The organism is Acinetobacter sp. YH12205 (assembly GCF_013418125.1).
Taxonomy (GTDB): domain Bacteria; phylum Pseudomonadota; class Gammaproteobacteria; order Pseudomonadales; family Moraxellaceae; genus Acinetobacter; species Acinetobacter towneri.
Map to the genome: position 1 here is coordinate 1 of NZ_VPCQ01000007.1, position 18,387 is coordinate 18,387.

Sequence of the window (18,387 nt, forward strand, 5' to 3'; positions counted from 1 at the left end):
CTAATCCGACTTAGGCTCATCTATTAGCGCAAGGTCATAAAGAGCCCCTGCTTTCTCCCGTAGGACGTATGCGGTATTAGCATCCCTTTCGGAATGTTGTCCCCCACTAATAGGCAGATTCCTAAGCTTTACTCACCCGTCCGCCGCTAGCTCAGTTACCGAAGCAACCTCGCCCGCTCGACTTGCATGTGTTAAGCCTGCCGCCAGCGTTCAATCTGAGCCATGATCAAACTCTTCAGTTAAAATCATTTTGAAGTTTTAATCTAAACTTCCAAATCTGGCTCATCAATTTTCTGACTTAAATTTCGCTCAAATAAACTTCGAGTAATTTAAACCAATCAATCAATGAAATATTTTCGATCAATCAATCAGTAAAAATCCACACAAGTTGTTCTTCATAATCTCTTAATGATTTCCTGTTATTTCGTCAATAACAGCACCAATTCAATCAACACTGCGTTGGTGTGTTGCGTATTCTATACAGTTTTTGAATAGACGCAATATATTTTTTAGTTTTTTTTTCAAAAAAAGCACCATCCGCCCAAATTTTAGACGCATTTCATATTTTTATCACACTTTTCTTATAATTTGTCTTTTTTTCGCACGTTACTGGATTGGTTTTTAAATAAATCCTTTTAAGGCGATAACAAAAAACAACCAGCTCAATGGAGCTGGTTGCAAATCAACATTAATTGGCTTGTTCTGCAAGCCATGACATGAATTTTTGTCGCTCTGCTTTAGTGGCTTGTTGCCACAATTGAATCAATTGTTGCTCTTTGCCCTGTGTTTGTTTTGCTGTAGGCAATGTTACTGAGGTGGTTTTCTCAGATGGCAACACTGCTGCCGCGGTATAAACTGCTGCTGGCTGATTGACCGCAGCACTATTTTGAGTGGTATCTACAGTTTTATTAAGCCAACTACCACCTAACCAACCAGTTGAGTTTACTTTAGCACCTGTTTGTTGTACCAGCAACTGATTCTTTTGATTATATAAACCAACGCTTGGTTGATCTTTGAATTCTTTTGCAGCATCGAAGTCTTTAGGTGGATTTACCAAAGCGAGTCGATAGTTTTCGCCATCTTGAAGAATTGGGGTTTTGAGTGTAATGACGTCTGATTTTAAAATATCGTGCGCACCATTATGATGTTCAAAATATTGTTGATAACGCAAGTTAATGACATTTTCACCCGCATTGACTTTCACTTGCTGTGCAGAACTGAATAAACCTGAACGAATTTGTTGATCATTTACAGCGAGCAACTTAATTTCTTCAGGTACTGCAATAGTTACTGCTGAAAATGCTGAACTACAAGCCATCAATGTAATACTTGCTATGCCTAATTTAAATGCCATATTTCACTCTATATCGTTTATTAAAGTTTGATTGCACTATGCAATGTATAAATGACAGTTTTATGACAATTCATGGGTTTAGGCATTTGCACATGAATAAGTAAGTTGTAAGGCACATCACTACCCCCAGAAACAAAAAAGTAGGATGAATCATCATCCTACTTTTTTGTCTGTGCAGTATGTGTTGCTAGAGCTTAGTTAAAGCTTTTGAAACGTGCTGCATCATCCATAAATGTTTTTTCACCAGCAGGTGCTTCAATTGAACCAAACACTAATTGTGCACGTAGTTTCCAGTTTGCAGGAATGTCATAAGTTTGCGCAACTTCTTCATCTACGATTGGATTGTAGTGCTGTAATGATGCACCCACATTGATTTCAGATAAAGCTGTCCACGCTGCGAATTGTGCAATCCCTGTCGAATGTTCTGACCATACTGGGAAGTTGTCTGCATATAGCGGGAATTGCTCTTGTAGACCTTTTACAACATCTTGATCTTCAAAAAATAAAGCTGTACCAAAACCTGCAATAAAGCTATTAATTTTTGCTTCAGTGTTTGCAAATGCTTCTGCAGGAACCATTTTATGTAAAGTTTCTAAAACGATGTTCCAAAATTGTGTATGCGATGCACCGTATAAAGTCACAACACGTGAAGTTTGCGAGTTAAATGCAGATGGGCTTAAACGAACTGCTTGTTTGATTGTACTTTCAATAGTTGCCTGATCTACAGAAACATTTTTACCAAGTGCATAGATTGAACGGCGTTTTTCTAATTGATTTAAAAATGACATTTTTAATTCCTCTGCAGAATTTTGTATAAATTAATTGATACAGCGATATTAAGCTTTTTATTCAGCATAAACATTACAAAAAATACGACAGTGTGTTTTATGTATAGAACGATTATAGTTATATAAAGTGACAAATGTATGTGACTGCATTTAGGGTCTGTTGACATTTCATAAATGGCTTGCGCTGTAGGCTAAAACTGAGCAGATCAGGCATGAAACGCAGGGAATAGCGAGACTATTGCCAAGTTTCATAACGCAATCTGAGAAAGTTTTAGCCACAGCCTGAGCAAAAACAAGCACTGCTTTGTTTGCAGCGCAAGGCGCAGCGAAGGACGAGCATATTTTTTGCTGCTATTGCGTTATGAGTCAGTCATTTAGAATGACTAAATTTCCTGCCTCATGCCTTATATCAGCTAAAAAACCTTGCGAGATATATCTCTCACGTCGCAAACATAGACGAAGTGTCAACAGACCCTATTACCTTTTATTCTATAGATATAGTCTATTGCAATATAAATATGCTGCGGTTCGCTCTTTGTAGCACATAATAATAAGCTGATTTGACCAATCTTCATCAAATGCTGTTATTTAAGCATAGACTTTAAATTGATTTTGATAGTGTGCATGACTCCGTTCGGTTACTTCTTCTTCAATTGATCCAAAAACGAGTTGTGAACGTAACAACCATGTATCTGGAATATCAAAATGCTCTGCCACAGCACGGTCTATGTTTGGATTATAATGCTGTAAAGATGCACCCACGCCTGAATCTGCCAATGCTGTCCACACTGCAAATTGCGCCATGCCTGAAGTTTGCTCCGACCAAATTGGAAATTCTGCAGCATTAAATGGAATTTTCTTTTGCAATTGACGAATCACTTGTTGATCTTCATAGAACAATACCGTGCCAAAAGCTGCTGCACATTGTTCGATTTTCATTTTAGTACCTGCAAAAACCTGCTCTGGTACAAACTGACGTTGTACTTCCTGTACTAAATTCCAAAATTTTTTATGTGATTCAGAAAATAAAATAACCACGCGCGTACTTTGTGAATGATGTGCCGATGGACAGCTACGCACAGCTTCCTGAATCAGCTCGGTCATATAAGTTTGGCTAAAATGAACGCGTTTTCCTAAAGCATAAATACTACGGCGCTTTTTTAATTGATCGATGAAAGTCAGTTCATTTGCGTCATAGTTCGGCTTTTTCTTAAGCTTAAAGTCTTTCGTGATATCTGCTGTAAGCACATGACCAATTTTATTTAACAGTGTCATTTTGACTTCCCCAAAAAATCAATCAAAATCAATCTAATATTTTTTCTTATTCTATATAGACGAAAGTGCTTTTATTCACATTCGTATTTTTAGCTGCTGCTTTTTACAACACTCAAACCCGCTAAAAACAACAAACTCCGCATTTTGCGAAGTTTGTGTGAAACTTACAGCATTTTACATTTTAGCTTTAAAACTTAATTCAAAACTTATTTTTCAGTTTCAAACAGTGCTGCAACAAATGCTTTGGCTGAGAATGGACGTAAATCATCAATTTTTTCACCCACACCAATAAAGCGAATTGGCACATGGCTACGGCTTGCAATGTTAAATAACACGCCGCCTTTTGCAGTGCCGTCCAGTTTAGTGATGGTGATGCCTGTTAAGCCAACAGCCTCATCAAACATTTCAACTTGGTTAATGGCATTTTGACCCGTGCCTGCATCCACAACCAACATCACTTCATGCGGTGCAGTCGCATCAATTTTTTGCATCACACGCTTAACTTTAGTCAATTCTTGCATCAGGTTGCTTTTGTTATGCAAACGTCCAGCAGTATCTGCAATTAACACATCAATGCCTTTGGCACGCGCACTTTCAAACGCATCGAAAATAACAGAAGCACTGTCTGCACCGTGACCTTGTGCAACAACGGCAACATCGTTACGCTCACCCCAAATCTGCAATTGTTCTGTCGCTGCAGCACGGAAAGTATCCCCTGCGGCCAACATGACTTTTTTACCTTCGCCTTGTAAGCGTTTCGCTAACTTGCCAATGGTTGTGGTTTTACCTACACCATTCACACCCACGACTAAAATCACATAAGGGGTTTTATTGGCATCAATATGTAAAGGTTTTACCCGTGGCGCAAGCAAAGCCACTAATTCTTCTTGCAAAGCCTTATATAAAGAATGTGAATAAATTAAGTCGCCACGCGCAGTACGCTCGGTCAAATTGGCAATAATGGTTTTCGTTGCATCTACACCAATATCTGCAACCAACAGTTGTTCTTCGACTTCTTCTAATAATTCATCATCAATTTCTTTACCGCCAATCAGAATATTCACCATGCCATCGGCAAAGTTTTTACGGGTTTTGGTTAACCCTTCTTTCATGCGACTAAAGAAACCACCTTTCGCAGGCGCATCCGTGTCTGATGATGTTTCTGCAGCATGTTCAGAGGTTTCTGCTTGTTGTAGAGGTGTTGTTTCAACAATCGGAATATTTACCGCTGGTAAATTCGGTAATGTGACATCATCATCTCCGATATCAGCATCAATCAAAAATTTATTTTGCCCATTAGATTGCTGTTGCATGCCGAATCCTTGAAAAGCATTGCGTTAAAAAATCGGATTCTAACATAAACCAATTGCTTTTACCTCGTATTCCAACCACATAGCCGCATACAAAAAATACCTACAGCAATCCTTGCCTTTCCGCTTTAATTTCTGAAAGATAAGCCGATAACGATTGATCTCCACTTGCTTATGTTCCAATTTTCGATGAAGTCTGTTTGTGCGTTGCTTTGGGGTTTAACAGCTTCGATTAGCCATGCTGAAGTTTTAGCTGCGAATAACACTTTTGAAACCACACTCAACAATGGTTTAAAAGTCATTATCCGTGAAGACCATCGTTCTCCCATGGTGATGACTCAAATTTGGTACAAAGTGGGCAGTAGCGATGAGTCCGGAAATACACTTGGGATTTCGCACGTACTTGAACACATGATGTTTAAAGGTACAGCCAAGGTGCCGAATGATGAATTTACCCGTTTAAGTCGTATTTATGGTGGCAGTGTCAATGCAGCAACCTTTACCAATTACACGAATTATTATCAGCTCTATCCCAAAACTTATTTCCCACTGGCTTTAGAGTTGGAAGCCGACAGAATGAGTAATTTGTTACTTCGCCAACAAGACTTTGAGCCTGAAATTAAGGTGGTAATGGAAGAACGGCGGCAACGTACCGATGATAATCCACGGGCTTTGGCTTTTGAACGCTTTAAATGGATTGCCTACCCAACCAGTCATTATCGCCAACCCATTATTGGGCACATGAAAAACTTGCAAAGCATTCAGCTGCAAGATGTACAGGCGTGGTACAAAAAATGGTATCGCCCCAATAATGCTATTCTAGTGATTGTGGGCGATGTAGATCATCAAGCCGCATTGTTGCAAGTCCAAAAGTATTTTGGAGATATTCCGAAAGCACCTACGCCACCGCGCAATGATGTGTTGGAGTTTGAACAATTAGGTTATCGGCACATGGAATTGTCTGCGACTGTGCAAGTTCCTAATTTATATATGGCTTGGAATGTCGGTTCATTGGCAACAGCTAAAAATCCTCAAAATGCCTTCGCGCTCACTATCATCAAACAACTGTTAGACAGTGGAATTACTTCACGTTTAGAACAGCGCTTGGTCAGAAACAATAAGATTCTTAGCTCAGTCAGTGTCAGTTATGACCCGTATCAACGTGGGGATAGTTTGTTTAGTATTTCAGCATTGCCTGCAGCAGGTGTAACGTTAAGCGAAGCACAGGTCGCGATTCAAAACGAAGTGGATACGCTAAAACAGGATTTGGTCAATTCAAGTGAAATTGAGCGCGTGGTGACTCAATTTGTGGCCAATTGGATTTATAGTCAGGATGATTTGGCAGGACAAGCCCGAACCATTGGCAATTTGGAAGTCAATGGATTCAGTCACCGTTTAATCGATGTTTTACCACAACACTTCCAAGCGATTACTGCCCAGGATCTGCAACGTGTTGCGCAAAGTTACTTTAACAAAGACAGACTTAGCACCTTGTATTTATTACCTCAAAGCACAACACCTTAAACTGTGATTTTCATGAAAAAACATCTATTCAGCACGCTTATTTTAAGCACTAGTTTTAGCCTATGTTCTGCTGGCTTTGCGATGGAAACTGCCACCAGAGCAGCGCATGATTTTGCTGAAACAGATGTAAGTACGCCTTTACAATCTTTGAGCTTGCTGCACAGTTTAAATGCCGTAAATGAATTGGTCGATGTTCGCGCTCCACAGGTATATGAATTAAAAAATCATCGACACGTACGCACTTTATTTGTCGAAAATCCTGCTTTGCCAATGGTTGATATCCAACTGACTTTTAATGCAGGTTCTGCCCGCGATGCAGAAATTGAAAAAGGTTTATTTGGCGTTGCCAATATGGCAGCCCAACTGATTGATGAAGGCACCAAGCGTTATAAGGCAGAGGAAATTGCCGCAGCCTTTGAAACCACAGGCGCACGTTTTAGTACCACGGCGTACCGCGATATGTTTGTGGTACGGCTAAGAACACTGTCTGATCCGCAGAAAATGCAAACTGCCGTCAAAATGATGCTGGAAATACTGAAACATGCAACTTTTGAGCGTTCTAATATCCAGCGTGTGCAAAGCAATACACAAATTGGGCAAAAACAACTGCAAGAAAATCCAAGCCGTTTAATGAATATTCGCTTATATCGCGCAATTTACGGACAACATGCCTATTCAGAACCCATTACAGGCACCAATGGCAGCATCAAACGGATTCAACCAAAGCACTTACAACAATTTAGAGATCAGTTTCTGGTCGCGCAAAATATGAACATTGCCATTACAGGCAAATTAACCTTAAAAGAAGCAGAAAAACTTGCCAATACCATCAGCGCACATATTGCCCAAGGTGTTGCAGCAACAGCTTTGCCACAGCCTACACCTGCAACACGTTTCAACATCCAGCATATTCCCTACCGGTCACAACAGGCGCATGTCAGTATTGCACAACTTGCGACTACACGGGATGATCCTGACTATTTGGCTTTAGAAATTGCCAATAAAATGCTGGGCGGCAGCAGTTTCAATTCAATTTTGATGAAAGAATTACGAGTAAAACGTGGCTACACTTACGGTGTTAGCAGTTCGTTTCGTTTTACCCAAGCAGCGGGTTTGTTTAGCTTAGGCTATTCTACGCGCCAAGATCAGTTACTCGATAGTATTCAAGTCGCTCACCAGAGCTTAATTCAGTTTGTACAACAACCTATGAATTTAGAACAATTAAAAGAAACCAAAGCAGGTTTAATTCGTGCATTTCCGAATCAATACAGCAGCAATGCCAGTATTAATGCCCAGCTTGGGCACATCGGTTTTTATCGACTTCCTGCAAATTATTTAAGTGATTATGCAGAACGAGTGGAAAAAGTTACCGCTGAAGATGTGCAACGTGCAATTCGCAAACATTTGCATCCTGATCGTTTAACTTTAGTAATTGTGAGCGAACATTTAGATAAAGCCGCATTGGTAAAAATGCTGCAGGACAATTTACTCGCACCAACATCTTTAACACCGACACCGCACAATATGAATAACATGCCAACAGAAAAAATTACTCTTGCACCAAGGCAGGAAGTTGTTGAGCCCGATCTTGCTCCATTTGATGTGCCTGCATCAACTTTAAATAATGCACATAACGAATCGGACGTTGATTGAGTAAATGAACTGCCATGTCTTGGGTATTGGCATACATAGATTGTTGTGACAAACGCTCAACATTTTGAAATTGTTGCACCCCAACTGGGCGATAAAGCGCAACACTTGCTAAAGTTAAAATAATAAAAATGATACTCAGCACAACAATATTATAAATTTGCTCGAGTTTCAGTTGAGAAATAAATTGAATCGTTTTTTGAATTGCGTTGTGCATGACCTACCTCTAATCGCCTTAGTGTAGGATGCCCTTGTGAGATGTACAAGTTAAACAGCTCAATTTTACTGTATCGTCACAGTAAAAATTGAGCCTTTTTCTACAAATTCTACAAAGGATTTAGCTTTAGCCAATCGTGCCACGAATTACCGCAAAGTATAAAACCAATGCAATGACTGCAAGCACCAAGAAAATAGCAAATACACTGACACCGCCCTCTGCTTCGGCAGGATGCAGTTCATCTTCATCGGCAATACGGAGTAATTCACCATCATAATTACGATAAAACTCTATACGATCGCTTCGCTCTAAAGTTTTAGCAAAGTCAGCCACACGTTTACGTTGCGCCAAGCAGTATTCACCTAAATGAACATCTCGACGGAAAATTACCTCATCTAGTTTTTTACGGTGATGATGTGCCAACTCAATAATTTGAGAAGTCAATGGAGGTACATCAAAAGCACATCCGTCTACGGATCTTGTCATGTTGTTCTCCTTTTTATCATGCTTAGAGCTTTAGTTTAATCAAAATTAAACTTGTTCAATGTTTAATCATGTAAACTTGAAATATGCTCATTAACCCCGATAATTATTTGACAATTCAATCAAATTGTAATATTAGTTTAACAATAAAGCGTTAAATTGATATGAAGCCTAAAAGGTAGGCTTAAATAAGTAATCATAATTACAATAAGGAGTTTAATATGATTCAAACGATCTCTCACCATGACTTAGAGCATGTTTATGCAAATGCAGTAAACACGATTCATTCACAAATGAACTTCCAAGACGCGGTAAAACAACTCGAAGAAGCTGCACGTGCAGGACATGGTAAAGCGGCAATGTTCTTAGCAGAACTGTATTATCAAGGTTTCCGCGTAGAACGTGATTCATTGAAAGCGCAATACTGGCAAAACATGGCCACCATGCAAGCATAATAAAACGTCACTTAGGTGGCGTTTTTTTTGACCCTTTTTTTAGATGCTCCAACCATAAATACATATTTGTTTACGATTTTAAGCAAAGCTTAAACGGTATATTCATCAATTCTTTTTACAATATAGCCAAATTTTACAACCTTGCTTGATTATGAATCAGATTAACCAACTCCACCCTTTACCAAAGGATTTTCTGCTTAAAGTTACACTATTAAAATCAATGATGTACTGCGGTGTACTTTGGGGTTTATTCCATCAAGGTTGGGCAATGAGTTCAGATCACGATGATTATATTTTCCCTTTTTGGTTAAATGCGGTACAAGCGCATAAATATGCTGCTAAACACTGGCCACAATATAGTCCTCGTAAAATTTCCGCGCAGGATTTTGAAACTTTTTTATTACCAACGCTCACCCGTTTAAATGTCACGCCAACCTTGTTTGGTTCGTCAAGTCAAAAAATTAAACTGACCACTTCACAAATGAAGCATTTCTTTTTTAATGAACCTGCGTTAAATATTGCTTAAATAAAAACTGAATAGAATTGACGTAAAAATCAACAATCGTGACTCTAAAGTATTTGCAATTTTTACAATTCACGTTACTTTAAAAGTCAAACAATAAACAACAAATCAGGACACAGAATATGACCAAGGTAACTCACGTTTTACAAGATAAAGCACATCACGAAATTTACACAATTCGCCCAGAAGCAACGGTTTTAGAAGCAATTAGTTTAATGGCTGAAAAAGGCATTGGTGCGTTGGTGGTTACCGATCAAAACAATCATGTGGTTGGTATTCTGTCTGAGCGTGATTACACCCGTAAAGTTATTTTGATGGAACGAACTTCTAAAAGCACAACGGTTAGTGAAATTATGACTGCTAAAGTACTGACCGTGACCAAAAACACCAGTGTGAAAGAATGCTTAAACTTAATTACTGACCATCATTTACGTCACTTACCTGTACTTGAAGGTGAGCAGTTGGTAGGTTTAGTGTCGATTGGTGACTTGGTGAAAGCGACTATGGATGATCAGCGCAAACTGATCGAGCAGTTACAACAATATATTGCAAGCTAAGACACTGTTTTATAAAACCTGCCAAATATAAAGTAAAGATAAAAAAACCGCCTAAACTTACACATTTAGGCGGTTTTTCATATTCAGTAGAATTAATTCAAACCTAATTTTTCTGCTACATAGTCTGAATCTTTATCACCACGACCTGAAAGATTAACCACAATTTTCACGTTTTTTGCCATTTTTGGTGCTTCACGTAATGCCCACGCCACCGCATGTGAGCTTTCCAAAGCAGGTACAATACCCTCTACACGTGACAACGTCATAAAGGCATCTAAACATTCTTGGTCAGTTGCCGTTGAATACTCCACGCGACCAATGTCTTTTAAGAAGCTATGTTGCGGCCCCACACCTGGATAATCCAAACCAGAGGCAATAGAGTGCACTGGCAATGGCTCACCATGTTCATCTTCAAGTACATAACACGCCATACCGTGAAGCTGGCCTGGTTTACCCAAAGTTAGGGTTGCAGAGTGTTGATCTGTATCTAAACCATGCCCTGCAGGCTCAACACCCACAAGTTTCACTTCTGCATCATTTAAGAATGCGGTAAATGCACCCACTGCGTTTGAACCACCGCCCACACATGCCACGATATAATCTGGATTTACTCCAAAGCGTTCTTGGCTTTGCATTTTAATTTCATCACCTATAATAGATTGGAAATCACGCACCATTTTTGGAAATGGGTGTGGCCCAACCACAGAACCAATCGCATAAATAAAGTTTTTTGGGTCTTTTAAATATTCTTCAAAAGCGCTGTCCACTGCATCTTTTAAAGTGGCTGTACCGCGGGTCACTGAAATCAGGTTGGCACCTAGAATTTTCATTTTCACCACATTCGGGTGTTCTTTTTCAATATCCACCTGTCCCATGTGAATTTCACACGGAATTCCCACTAGCGCACATGCCGTCGCCAAGGCTACCCCGTGCTGTCCCGCACCAGTTTCTGCAATGACTTTGGTTTTACCCATATATTTGGCTAGTAATGCCTCGCCTAAACAGTGGTTAATTTTATGTGCACCAGTATGGTTTAAATCTTCACGCTTTAAATAAATTTGCGCACCACCTAACTGTTCAGATAAACGCTTGGCATGGAATAAAGGACTTGGACGGCCAACATAGTGAGCAAACAAATCTTTTAATTCATTCTGAAATTCTGCCGTTTTACGAATTTCCTCATAAGCAACGTTAATTTCATCCATGGCTTCTTTTAAATGTGGTGGAATAAACTGCCCGCCATATTGCCCGAAAAAACCGTCTTCATTCGGTAATGCGATGCCATTGATTTGATGATCCATATCGATCCCCTCAGATTGAAATTCACGTTGCCTATCGTGTCTGCACTTACTTAGTCTTCGCCTAACAATCACTCAAAAGTTGAGTGATATTGACGAAAATGACGATTAACGCGCCAAATATTTAGTCATATCTTCAATGCCTTTTAAAGTCATTGGATACATATGATGTTCAAAAATTTGTTTAATTAAACCAATGGTATGTGTGTAATGCCAATAGCCTTCCTGTTCAGGATTCAGCCATGCGGTTTTTTCAAAATGCTGACGCAGACGTTGTAACCAAACTTGCCCTGCCTCATCATTCATATATTCTACCGAACCACCAATCGAATTCAGCTCATAAGGTGCCATACTCGCATCACCGACCACAATTACCCGATAGTCGCGTCCATAGGTATTCAACAAATCCCACGTATTCATACGGGTACTGCTACGGCGTAAATTGTCTTTCCAAACATAGTCGTATAAACAGTTGTGGAAATAAAAATATTCGAGGGTTTTAAACTCAGTTTTGGCCGCACTAAACAGTTTTTCACATTGGGCGATGTGTGCATCCATCGAGCCACCCACATCAAACAACATCAACACTTTGACGCGATTACGACGTTCTGGCACCAATTGCACATCTAAAATGCCCTGTTTGGCAGTTTCTCGGATAGTGCCATCAATATCCAATTCTTCAGCTGCACCTTGACGGGCAAATTTACGCAAACGACGCAGTGCCAATTGCATTTGTCGTGTACCTAAAATCTGTTCATCGTCTAAATTTCGATACTGACGCTGCTCCCAGACTTTAACAGCTGAACGCTTACGTCCAGGCCCACCAATGCGTACACCTTCAGGATGATCACCAAAAGCACCAAACGGTGATGTACCGCCCGTACCAATCATACGGTTGCCACCCTGATGCTTTTTATGCTGCTCGCGTAAACGCTCTTCCAGCATTTTCATCAATTCTTCTAAAGAACCTGCTTTTTTCAGCTCTTCGCGTTGTTCTGGCGTGAGATGTTTTTCTAATAGTTCTAAGTCGAACCAGTCTTTAGGCAATTGATGAACTTGCTGCAGTAAATCATCTAAATCAAAAGTGGAAATGCCATCAAAATAATCTTTCATGGCACGGTCAAACTTGTCAAAAAAACGCTCATCTTTGACCATGACGGTTTTAACAAGTTGATAGAATTCATCTTGATCTGCAAAAACCAGACCCGATGCCACCGCCTGATTTAAGTCAATCAATTCACGTGTGGTGACAGGTACACCGTAACGTCGCAAGGTATAAAACAAGCGCACGAACATGGCGTTGTCCTCCCTTAACGGCGCGACATAAAGGCTAAACGCTCAAGCAATTGCACATCTTGTTCATTTTTGATTAATGCACCGTATAAAGGCGGAATGGCTTTGCTTTTATCGCTATTACGCAAAATATCTTCCGGCATGTCATCTGCCATCAATAGGCTTAACCAATCAATTAATTCAGACGTAGATGGTGGTTTTTTTAAGCCCGGAACTTGGCGCAATTTAAAGAAAACTTGTAAAGCTTCTGAAACCAATGTGCTTGAAATATTCGGGAAATGCACATCGATAATATCGCGCATGGTCGCTTCATCTGGGAAATCAATATAATGGAAGAAACAACGACGTAAAAAAGCGTCTGGCAGCTCTTTTTCATTATTTGATGTGATGATCACGATTGGACGTTGTGTTGCCGTAATGGTTTCGCCTGTTTCATAAACATAAAACGACATTTTATCGAGTTCATGTAGCAGGTCATTTGGGAATTCAATATCTGCCTTGTCAATTTCATCAATCAACAACACACAGCGTTCTTCGCTGGTAAATGCTTCCCACAATTTCCCGGGTTTAATATAGTTTTTAACGTCATACACACGGTCATCGCCCAGTTGGCTGTCACGCAAACGCGACACTGCATCATATTCATATAAACCTTGCTGCGCTTTGGTGGTCGATTTAATGTGCCATGTAATCAACTTTAAACCCAAACTTTTAGCAACTTGCTCTGCCAATAAGGTTTTACCTGTACCTGGCTCACCTTTCACCAAAAGCGGTTTTTGCAAAGCACGTGCGGCTTTCACCGCAAGTTTTAAACTATCAGTCGCAATGTACTGATCTGTACCCGAAAATTGTTGCGCATCAACAGACATGATTTTACCTTAATTGTTTTAGTTACAGTGGTGAGGTATTTTTCTTGGCTTTATAAGTCGTTTGTTTAAGACAGTATCTTGACCAGAAATAACCGATCAATAAGCCAAGACCGATCACAAATAAAATGGCAGATAAATTAGACCAAACCAATGGGGTTTCTTTGGTTAAAACACCAAAAAGAAGTCCAAAGATGGCTGGGGCAAGTGCTGCATTGCTGCCTTCTGATACTGTTGGGGTAAGTAAAATTGCAAACAGCACAATCCAAGTGATACCACCTAACGGATTGGGCAAGCGTTTGGCAATTTCGTACCAGCACCATAAAATAATGGCACTCCCCAACAAATAAACAGAAACAGCAATTGCAGTTTCAGGAATTGAATCCAATCCAGTCATCACACTATTCATTTCTCAACTCCTGAATAAAGCTTAAGCACCACGTAAACCTTCTGGTTCAACGGCATTTGGGTTAATTAAGCCTTCTGGTGGCACTTGAATAAAGAAGCCACGTGTTTGAATAGAATCCATGACATGCAAAACATTCACACGTGCCAACTTACGGCTTTCAGACAGTTGCAAATCCATTACAAATGTCGCACGACCAAATGCAACTCGCATTGGCTCAGGTAAAACCTCTAGCGGGTTAAACGCTTCTGCTTGATCTTCAGTTTGCTCAGGACGGGCGATGTATAAATACATCTCATCTTTTTTGCTCGATTTATAAATTGAACAGTGCATAAACAACAAAACTCTAAAAACTCAGTCAAAGGATACAACAAAAAAAACCGAGATACATTAACCATTATTAACGCATTGGTCTATGTTTACACTCAAACAAAGAATGGCGTGAAAATTCATCCATTTTCAGGTGAAAAACGGCTTTATTTAAAATGTGGATCGGTTTGATTTATTCAGCAACTTTCATCTGACCAGACAAATAACGCTCGTCGGCATGTAAAACTTCAATTAAAGGCTTGGTGAGTAATTCATAACGCCAACCTAACAAATAGTTAGGCAAATCTTGCTCATCGTTATGAAATACCACATGCTGATAAAGCGCATTGAGCCATTTTTTACGCAGCAAAACTTCTTTTGGAATTTGAGTTTCCTGTACGGCACGTTGAATCACCTGTTCTACATTTTCGCCCACTTCTTTTGAAGAATGACGAATTGGTCGCGCCATACGTAATGGCCATTGTGATTGATCAGGCAAATATTTAATTAAATCTAAAATAGTTTTGCCATGTTCACGCACAATATGCGCACGTAAATCTTTAATAGTACTGAGCTGGAACTGATTTTTAGGATTTTTCTCGACCAAGTCCAGCATAGTAGAATTACGCAAAATAAAACTACGTGGTTGGTTTAAGGCTTTTACCATTTGCTCACGCCAAACGGCCAATTGTTGCAATTGCATGAGTTGACGGCGTGAATGACGATAGTTGCCCACATCCTGATACAACAACTCTAAAGGTGTTTCTTCACCAATTTCCTGAGTTAAATTGCGGCAATCTTCTTGTGCAAAATCCAGTAAATAATTTTGTTTTAAGTCGGTTTGTACCTTATCTGCCAATTGCATTAGATACAGCACATCATTGGCAGCATAATTTAACTGCTCATCGGACAACGGACGTGCAAGCCAGTCTGAGCGAGTTTGCCCTTTATCAATATCGACATTGAGCATGGTTTTTAAAGCGTTTTGATAACTGACTTGTAAACCATGCCCTAAAAATGACATGCCAACTTGGGTATCAAACACGTTATCTAAGTTTTTTTGCTGCGCATAATGATAAATTAAATCAATATCTTCACCGCAGGCATGAAAAATATTTTGCTGCGCTTGAAACAGTTTTTCCCAAAATGCACTTAAATTTAAAGAAGTGCCATCTAACAAATAGACCTGATCATTCACATTAATTTGGAATACACCCAATTTTGGCCATAAAGTATCGACCTTAATAAATTCGGTGTCTAAACCATAAATGCTGTTTTGGCTCATTAATGCCAAGACATTTTCAAAGTCTTTTTGTTGGTGAATAAATTGGAACATAGCGAGCAGGTAAAACAGGATTCTCTAGGGGTTCATTTTAAACATTAAATAGCATTTAGCTATAAAAATATGTCCAGTATTTTCAATTTTTATCTTATTTCTAAGTCGATACAGTGAAAATTTAAATTTTTTATCGTTTTTTTATCTTAATTTGATTTTTTATTGGCTTTAAAGGCAAGTAATCATTTTTGTGGATGATTTATCAAATGACTATTCACATGAAATAAGCACCTAAATGCTTATTTCATTCGCATCCGATTATGCACCGCCTGACTTAAAGTATGACTATCGACATATTCAAGTTCACCACCTTGCGGCACACCTTGCGCAATACGGGTCATCTGCACAGGCAAATGTTTGGTTGCTTCTACCAAATAGTGTGCTGTCGCTTGACCTTCTACGGTTGCATTGGTCGCCAAAATGACTTCAGTAATGTTGCCATCACTTAAACGCTGAACCAAATACGGAATACCAATTTCGTCAGGCCCAATGCCATCTAATGGCGATAAGTGCCCACCTAAAACATGGTATTTACCACGGAAGCTGCCACTTTGCTCAATCGCCATGACATCGGCTGGAGATTCCACCACGCAAAGTAAGTGTGCATCACGGTCATGCGAAGCACAAATATTGCAGACTTCATCTTCCGTTAATGAGTGACAAATCGAACATTCATGAATATAGCTAGTGGCTTCGTTCAAAGCATGAGCCAAACCGACTGCACCTTCTCTATTTTTCATAATCAGGTGCAATGCCATGCGTTGAGCCGATTTTGGCCCAACACTTGGCAAAATGCGTAGCGCTTGTACCAGTTGATCAAAACGATCACTAAACATACGCCGTTCCTTAGAATAAACCTGCCAAGCCCGGTGGCAAGCCCATGCCTGAGTTTGCAGACTTCATTTTTTCTTCAGAAATTGCTTCGGCTTGACGGGCAGCATCATTCATTGCAGCGGCAATCAAATCTTCAATCATGTCTGCATCGTCTTGCAATAATTCAGGGTTGATTTCAATGCGTTTGACCACATTACGGCAAGTCATCGTCACTTTCACTAAACCACCGCCCGCTTCTGCATGCACTTCAGTTTGCGCAAGTTCTTCTTTGGCTTTTTTAATGTTGTTTTCCACTTCTTTTTGCATGCGCTGTGCTTGCTGCATCAACATATTAATGTTCATAAAAATCTCCGAACAAATGATCTATTGAGGGTCTGTTGACAATTCGTCTATGTTTGCGACAACGCATATTTTTTAGCTGATATAAGGCATGAGGCAGGAAGTTTAGTCATTCTAAATGACTGACTCATAACGCAATAGCAGCAAAAAATATGCTTGTCCCCTTGCGCAGCAAACAAAGCAATGCTTTGTTCTCGCTAATGTGGCTAAAACTTTCTCAGATTGCGTTATGAAACTTGGCAATAGACCCACTATTCCCTGCGTTTCATGCCTGATCTGCTCAGTTTTAGTCTACAGCGCAAGCCATTTATGAAATGTCAACAGACCCTAGTTTTAAATGAGGTCTAAACCGCGCTCGATGTCGCGAATAATATCATCAATATCTTCCAAGCCAACAGAAACACGAATTAAACCTTCGCCGATACCTGCTGCTTGTTTGGCTTCTGGGGTCATTCTACCATGCGATGTTGTTGCAGGATGAGTAATGGTTGATTTTACATCCCCTAAGTTACTGGTGATAGATAGGAAGCGTGTGTTGTCAATCACAGTCCACGCGCCTTCACGCTCGCCTTTTACCACAAAAGATACAACACCACCAAAGCCAGACTGTTGCTTTTTCGCCAACTCATGCCCCGCGTGATGCGGCAAGCCTGCATAATACACTTTTTCAACTTTTGGATGTGCATCTAGCCACTCGGCAAGTTTTTGTGCGCTGGCACAATGTGCTTTCATCCGCAGGCTTAAAGTTTCTAAACCTTTTAAGAAGATCCATGCATTAAACGGACTTAATGAATTGCCCAAGGTACGAATAACGCTGTTGATTTCTTCGACCAACTTGTCTTTACCAACAACCGCACCACCCAAAGCACGCCCCTGACCATCAATATATTTGGTTGATGAATAAATAATAAGGTCTGCACCAAATTTTAGTGGTTGTTGCAAAACGGGCGTACAGAAAGTGTTATCTACCGCAAATAACGCACCATGTGCATGTGCAATATCGGCAATCGCTTGCAAGTCACCCACCTGAGCCAATGGATTTGATGGTGTTTCAATAAATAACAAACGCGTATTTGGACGAATCGCTTGCTTCCAACTGTCTAAATCTTCTAAATCAACAAAAGTGACATCGACACCAAACTTCATCACGTATTTTTCAAATAGTGAAATGATCGAGCCAAATACAGCACGTGAACAGACTACATGATCACCCGCTTTAAGATAAGCCAAAGTGATCGCATGAACGGCCGCCATACCCGAACTTGTCGCAACCGCACGTTCTGCACCATCTAATACTGCCAAGCGTTTTTCAAAAGCCTGTACAGTTGGGTTGGTATAACGTGAATAGGTATTGCCTTCAATTTCACCTGAGAATTTTGCAGCTGCATCGGCAGCATTTTCACAAACAAATGATGAAGTCAGGAAAATTGGCTCACTGTGTTCGCCTTCAATTGTACGGTTGTGTCCGGTACGAATTGCCAAAGTATCTAATTGATATTCAATGTCGTCGTGTTGACTCATCTTTACTGCTCAGCCCTAAACTTAGTCCTAAGACCTGTTTGTTAAATAA

At 40.0% G+C, this 18,387-nt stretch carries 20 protein-coding genes and 1 rRNA gene; 5 read left to right on the forward strand and 16 right to left on the reverse strand.

Features of this window, described 5'->3' with window-relative positions; all coding sequences use genetic code 11:
* The 5 genes from FTU92_RS10230 to ftsY form a co-directional block, all read right to left on the reverse strand.
* A 16S ribosomal RNA gene (locus FTU92_RS10230) occupies nucleotides 1-242 on the reverse strand; the annotation flags it as partial.
* Between the two features lie 446 nt (nucleotides 243-688).
* Nucleotides 689-1,354 (reverse strand): DUF2057 domain-containing protein, encoded by a 666-nt coding sequence (locus FTU92_RS10235; protein ID WP_131261450.1) that lies wholly within the window; start codon nucleotides 1,352-1,354, stop codon nucleotides 689-691.
* Nucleotides 1,355-1,548: 194 nt separating this feature from the next.
* On the reverse strand, nucleotides 1,549-2,142 hold the full coding sequence (locus FTU92_RS10240) for a nitroreductase family protein (RefSeq protein ID WP_004976581.1): 594 nt from the start codon (nucleotides 2,140-2,142) through the stop codon (nucleotides 1,549-1,551).
* Nucleotides 2,143-2,730: 588 nt separating this feature from the next.
* The gene (locus FTU92_RS10245; protein ID WP_096901452.1) at nucleotides 2,731-3,417 is read right to left on the reverse strand and encodes a nitroreductase family protein; all 687 of its coding nucleotides are present in this window, start codon (nucleotides 3,415-3,417) and stop codon (nucleotides 2,731-2,733) included.
* A gap of 206 nt (nucleotides 3,418-3,623) precedes the next feature.
* Nucleotides 3,624-4,730, reverse strand: a complete 1,107-nt coding sequence (gene ftsY, locus FTU92_RS10250; RefSeq protein WP_004976589.1) for a signal recognition particle-docking protein FtsY — start codon at nucleotides 4,728-4,730, stop codon at nucleotides 3,624-3,626.
* Between the two features lie 171 nt (nucleotides 4,731-4,901).
* Between ftsY and FTU92_RS10255 the strand changes: the two genes are divergently transcribed.
* Together FTU92_RS10255 and FTU92_RS10260 are read left to right on the forward strand one after the other, a co-directional pair.
* Complete coding sequence (locus tag FTU92_RS10255) at nucleotides 4,902-6,251, forward strand: pitrilysin family protein (RefSeq protein WP_104851937.1); 1,350 nt, start codon at nucleotides 4,902-4,904, stop codon at nucleotides 6,249-6,251.
* Nucleotides 6,252-6,263: 12 nt separating this feature from the next.
* Nucleotides 6,264-7,904, forward strand: a complete 1,641-nt coding sequence (locus FTU92_RS10260) for a pitrilysin family protein (protein ID WP_131261451.1) — start codon at nucleotides 6,264-6,266, stop codon at nucleotides 7,902-7,904.
* Here FTU92_RS10260 and FTU92_RS10265 read toward each other — a convergent pair.
* Both FTU92_RS10265 and FTU92_RS10270 read right to left on the reverse strand, forming a co-directional pair.
* On the reverse strand, nucleotides 7,801-8,118 hold the full coding sequence (locus FTU92_RS10265; RefSeq protein ID WP_004976594.1) for a hypothetical protein: 318 nt from the start codon (nucleotides 8,116-8,118) through the stop codon (nucleotides 7,801-7,803). The two genes, FTU92_RS10260 and FTU92_RS10265, sit on opposite strands and share 104 nt — an antisense overlap.
* A gap of 126 nt (nucleotides 8,119-8,244) precedes the next feature.
* Entirely contained in the window at nucleotides 8,245-8,604 is a 360-nt protein-coding gene (locus tag FTU92_RS10270; protein WP_004976597.1) for a hypothetical protein, read from the reverse strand.
* Between the two features lie 218 nt (nucleotides 8,605-8,822).
* On the opposite strand from FTU92_RS10270, the gene FTU92_RS10275 reads away from it, so the two are divergent.
* The 3 genes from FTU92_RS10275 (at nucleotide 8,823) to FTU92_RS10285 (ending at nucleotide 10,136) form a co-directional block, all read left to right on the forward strand.
* Nucleotides 8,823-9,056: a hypothetical protein gene (locus FTU92_RS10275; RefSeq protein ID WP_004976599.1), complete on the forward strand. Its 234-nt coding sequence runs from the start codon at nucleotides 8,823-8,825 to the stop codon at nucleotides 9,054-9,056.
* A gap of 151 nt (nucleotides 9,057-9,207) precedes the next feature.
* Nucleotides 9,208-9,582, forward strand: a complete 375-nt coding sequence (locus FTU92_RS10280; protein WP_004976601.1) for a DUF2750 domain-containing protein — start codon at nucleotides 9,208-9,210, stop codon at nucleotides 9,580-9,582.
* A gap of 119 nt (nucleotides 9,583-9,701) precedes the next feature.
* Nucleotides 9,702-10,136: a CBS domain-containing protein gene (locus FTU92_RS10285; protein WP_004976604.1), complete on the forward strand. Its 435-nt coding sequence runs from the start codon at nucleotides 9,702-9,704 to the stop codon at nucleotides 10,134-10,136.
* Between the two features lie 92 nt (nucleotides 10,137-10,228).
* Here FTU92_RS10285 and trpB read toward each other — a convergent pair whose 3' ends face one another.
* From trpB to FTU92_RS10330, 9 genes are all read right to left on the reverse strand, one after another.
* Nucleotides 10,229-11,437: a tryptophan synthase subunit beta gene (gene trpB, locus FTU92_RS10290; RefSeq protein ID WP_131261452.1), complete on the reverse strand. Its 1,209-nt coding sequence runs from the start codon at nucleotides 11,435-11,437 to the stop codon at nucleotides 10,229-10,231.
* A gap of 105 nt (nucleotides 11,438-11,542) precedes the next feature.
* Entirely contained in the window at nucleotides 11,543-12,730 is a 1,188-nt protein-coding gene (locus FTU92_RS10295; RefSeq protein WP_004976609.1) for a VWA domain-containing protein, read from the reverse strand.
* Nucleotides 12,731-12,744: 14 nt separating this feature from the next.
* Nucleotides 12,745-13,596, reverse strand: coding sequence for a MoxR family ATPase (locus tag FTU92_RS10300; protein WP_004976610.1), 852 nt, complete (start codon nucleotides 13,594-13,596; stop codon nucleotides 12,745-12,747).
* Nucleotides 13,597-13,618: 22 nt separating this feature from the next.
* Complete coding sequence (locus FTU92_RS10305) at nucleotides 13,619-14,002, reverse strand: hypothetical protein (protein ID WP_096901448.1); 384 nt, start codon at nucleotides 14,000-14,002, stop codon at nucleotides 13,619-13,621.
* Nucleotides 14,003-14,023: 21 nt separating this feature from the next.
* Entirely contained in the window at nucleotides 14,024-14,332 is a 309-nt protein-coding gene (locus FTU92_RS10310) for a YcgL domain-containing protein (RefSeq protein ID WP_004976615.1), read from the reverse strand.
* Between the two features lie 169 nt (nucleotides 14,333-14,501).
* The gene (locus tag FTU92_RS10315; protein WP_096901447.1) at nucleotides 14,502-15,644 is read right to left on the reverse strand and encodes an HRDC domain-containing protein; all 1,143 of its coding nucleotides are present in this window, start codon (nucleotides 15,642-15,644) and stop codon (nucleotides 14,502-14,504) included.
* A gap of 239 nt (nucleotides 15,645-15,883) precedes the next feature.
* Nucleotides 15,884-16,480: a recombination mediator RecR gene (gene recR / locus FTU92_RS10320; protein ID WP_019837914.1), complete on the reverse strand. Its 597-nt coding sequence runs from the start codon at nucleotides 16,478-16,480 to the stop codon at nucleotides 15,884-15,886.
* 10 nt (nucleotides 16,481-16,490) lie between these two features.
* Nucleotides 16,491-16,820 (reverse strand): YbaB/EbfC family nucleoid-associated protein, encoded by a 330-nt coding sequence (locus FTU92_RS10325; RefSeq protein WP_004976621.1) that lies wholly within the window; start codon nucleotides 16,818-16,820, stop codon nucleotides 16,491-16,493.
* A 330-nt stretch (nucleotides 16,821-17,150) separates the two neighbouring features.
* Nucleotides 17,151-18,338 (reverse strand): O-succinylhomoserine sulfhydrylase, encoded by a 1,188-nt coding sequence (locus FTU92_RS10330; RefSeq protein ID WP_180096196.1) that lies wholly within the window; start codon nucleotides 18,336-18,338, stop codon nucleotides 17,151-17,153.
* Nucleotides 18,339-18,387: the final 49 nt, after the last annotated feature.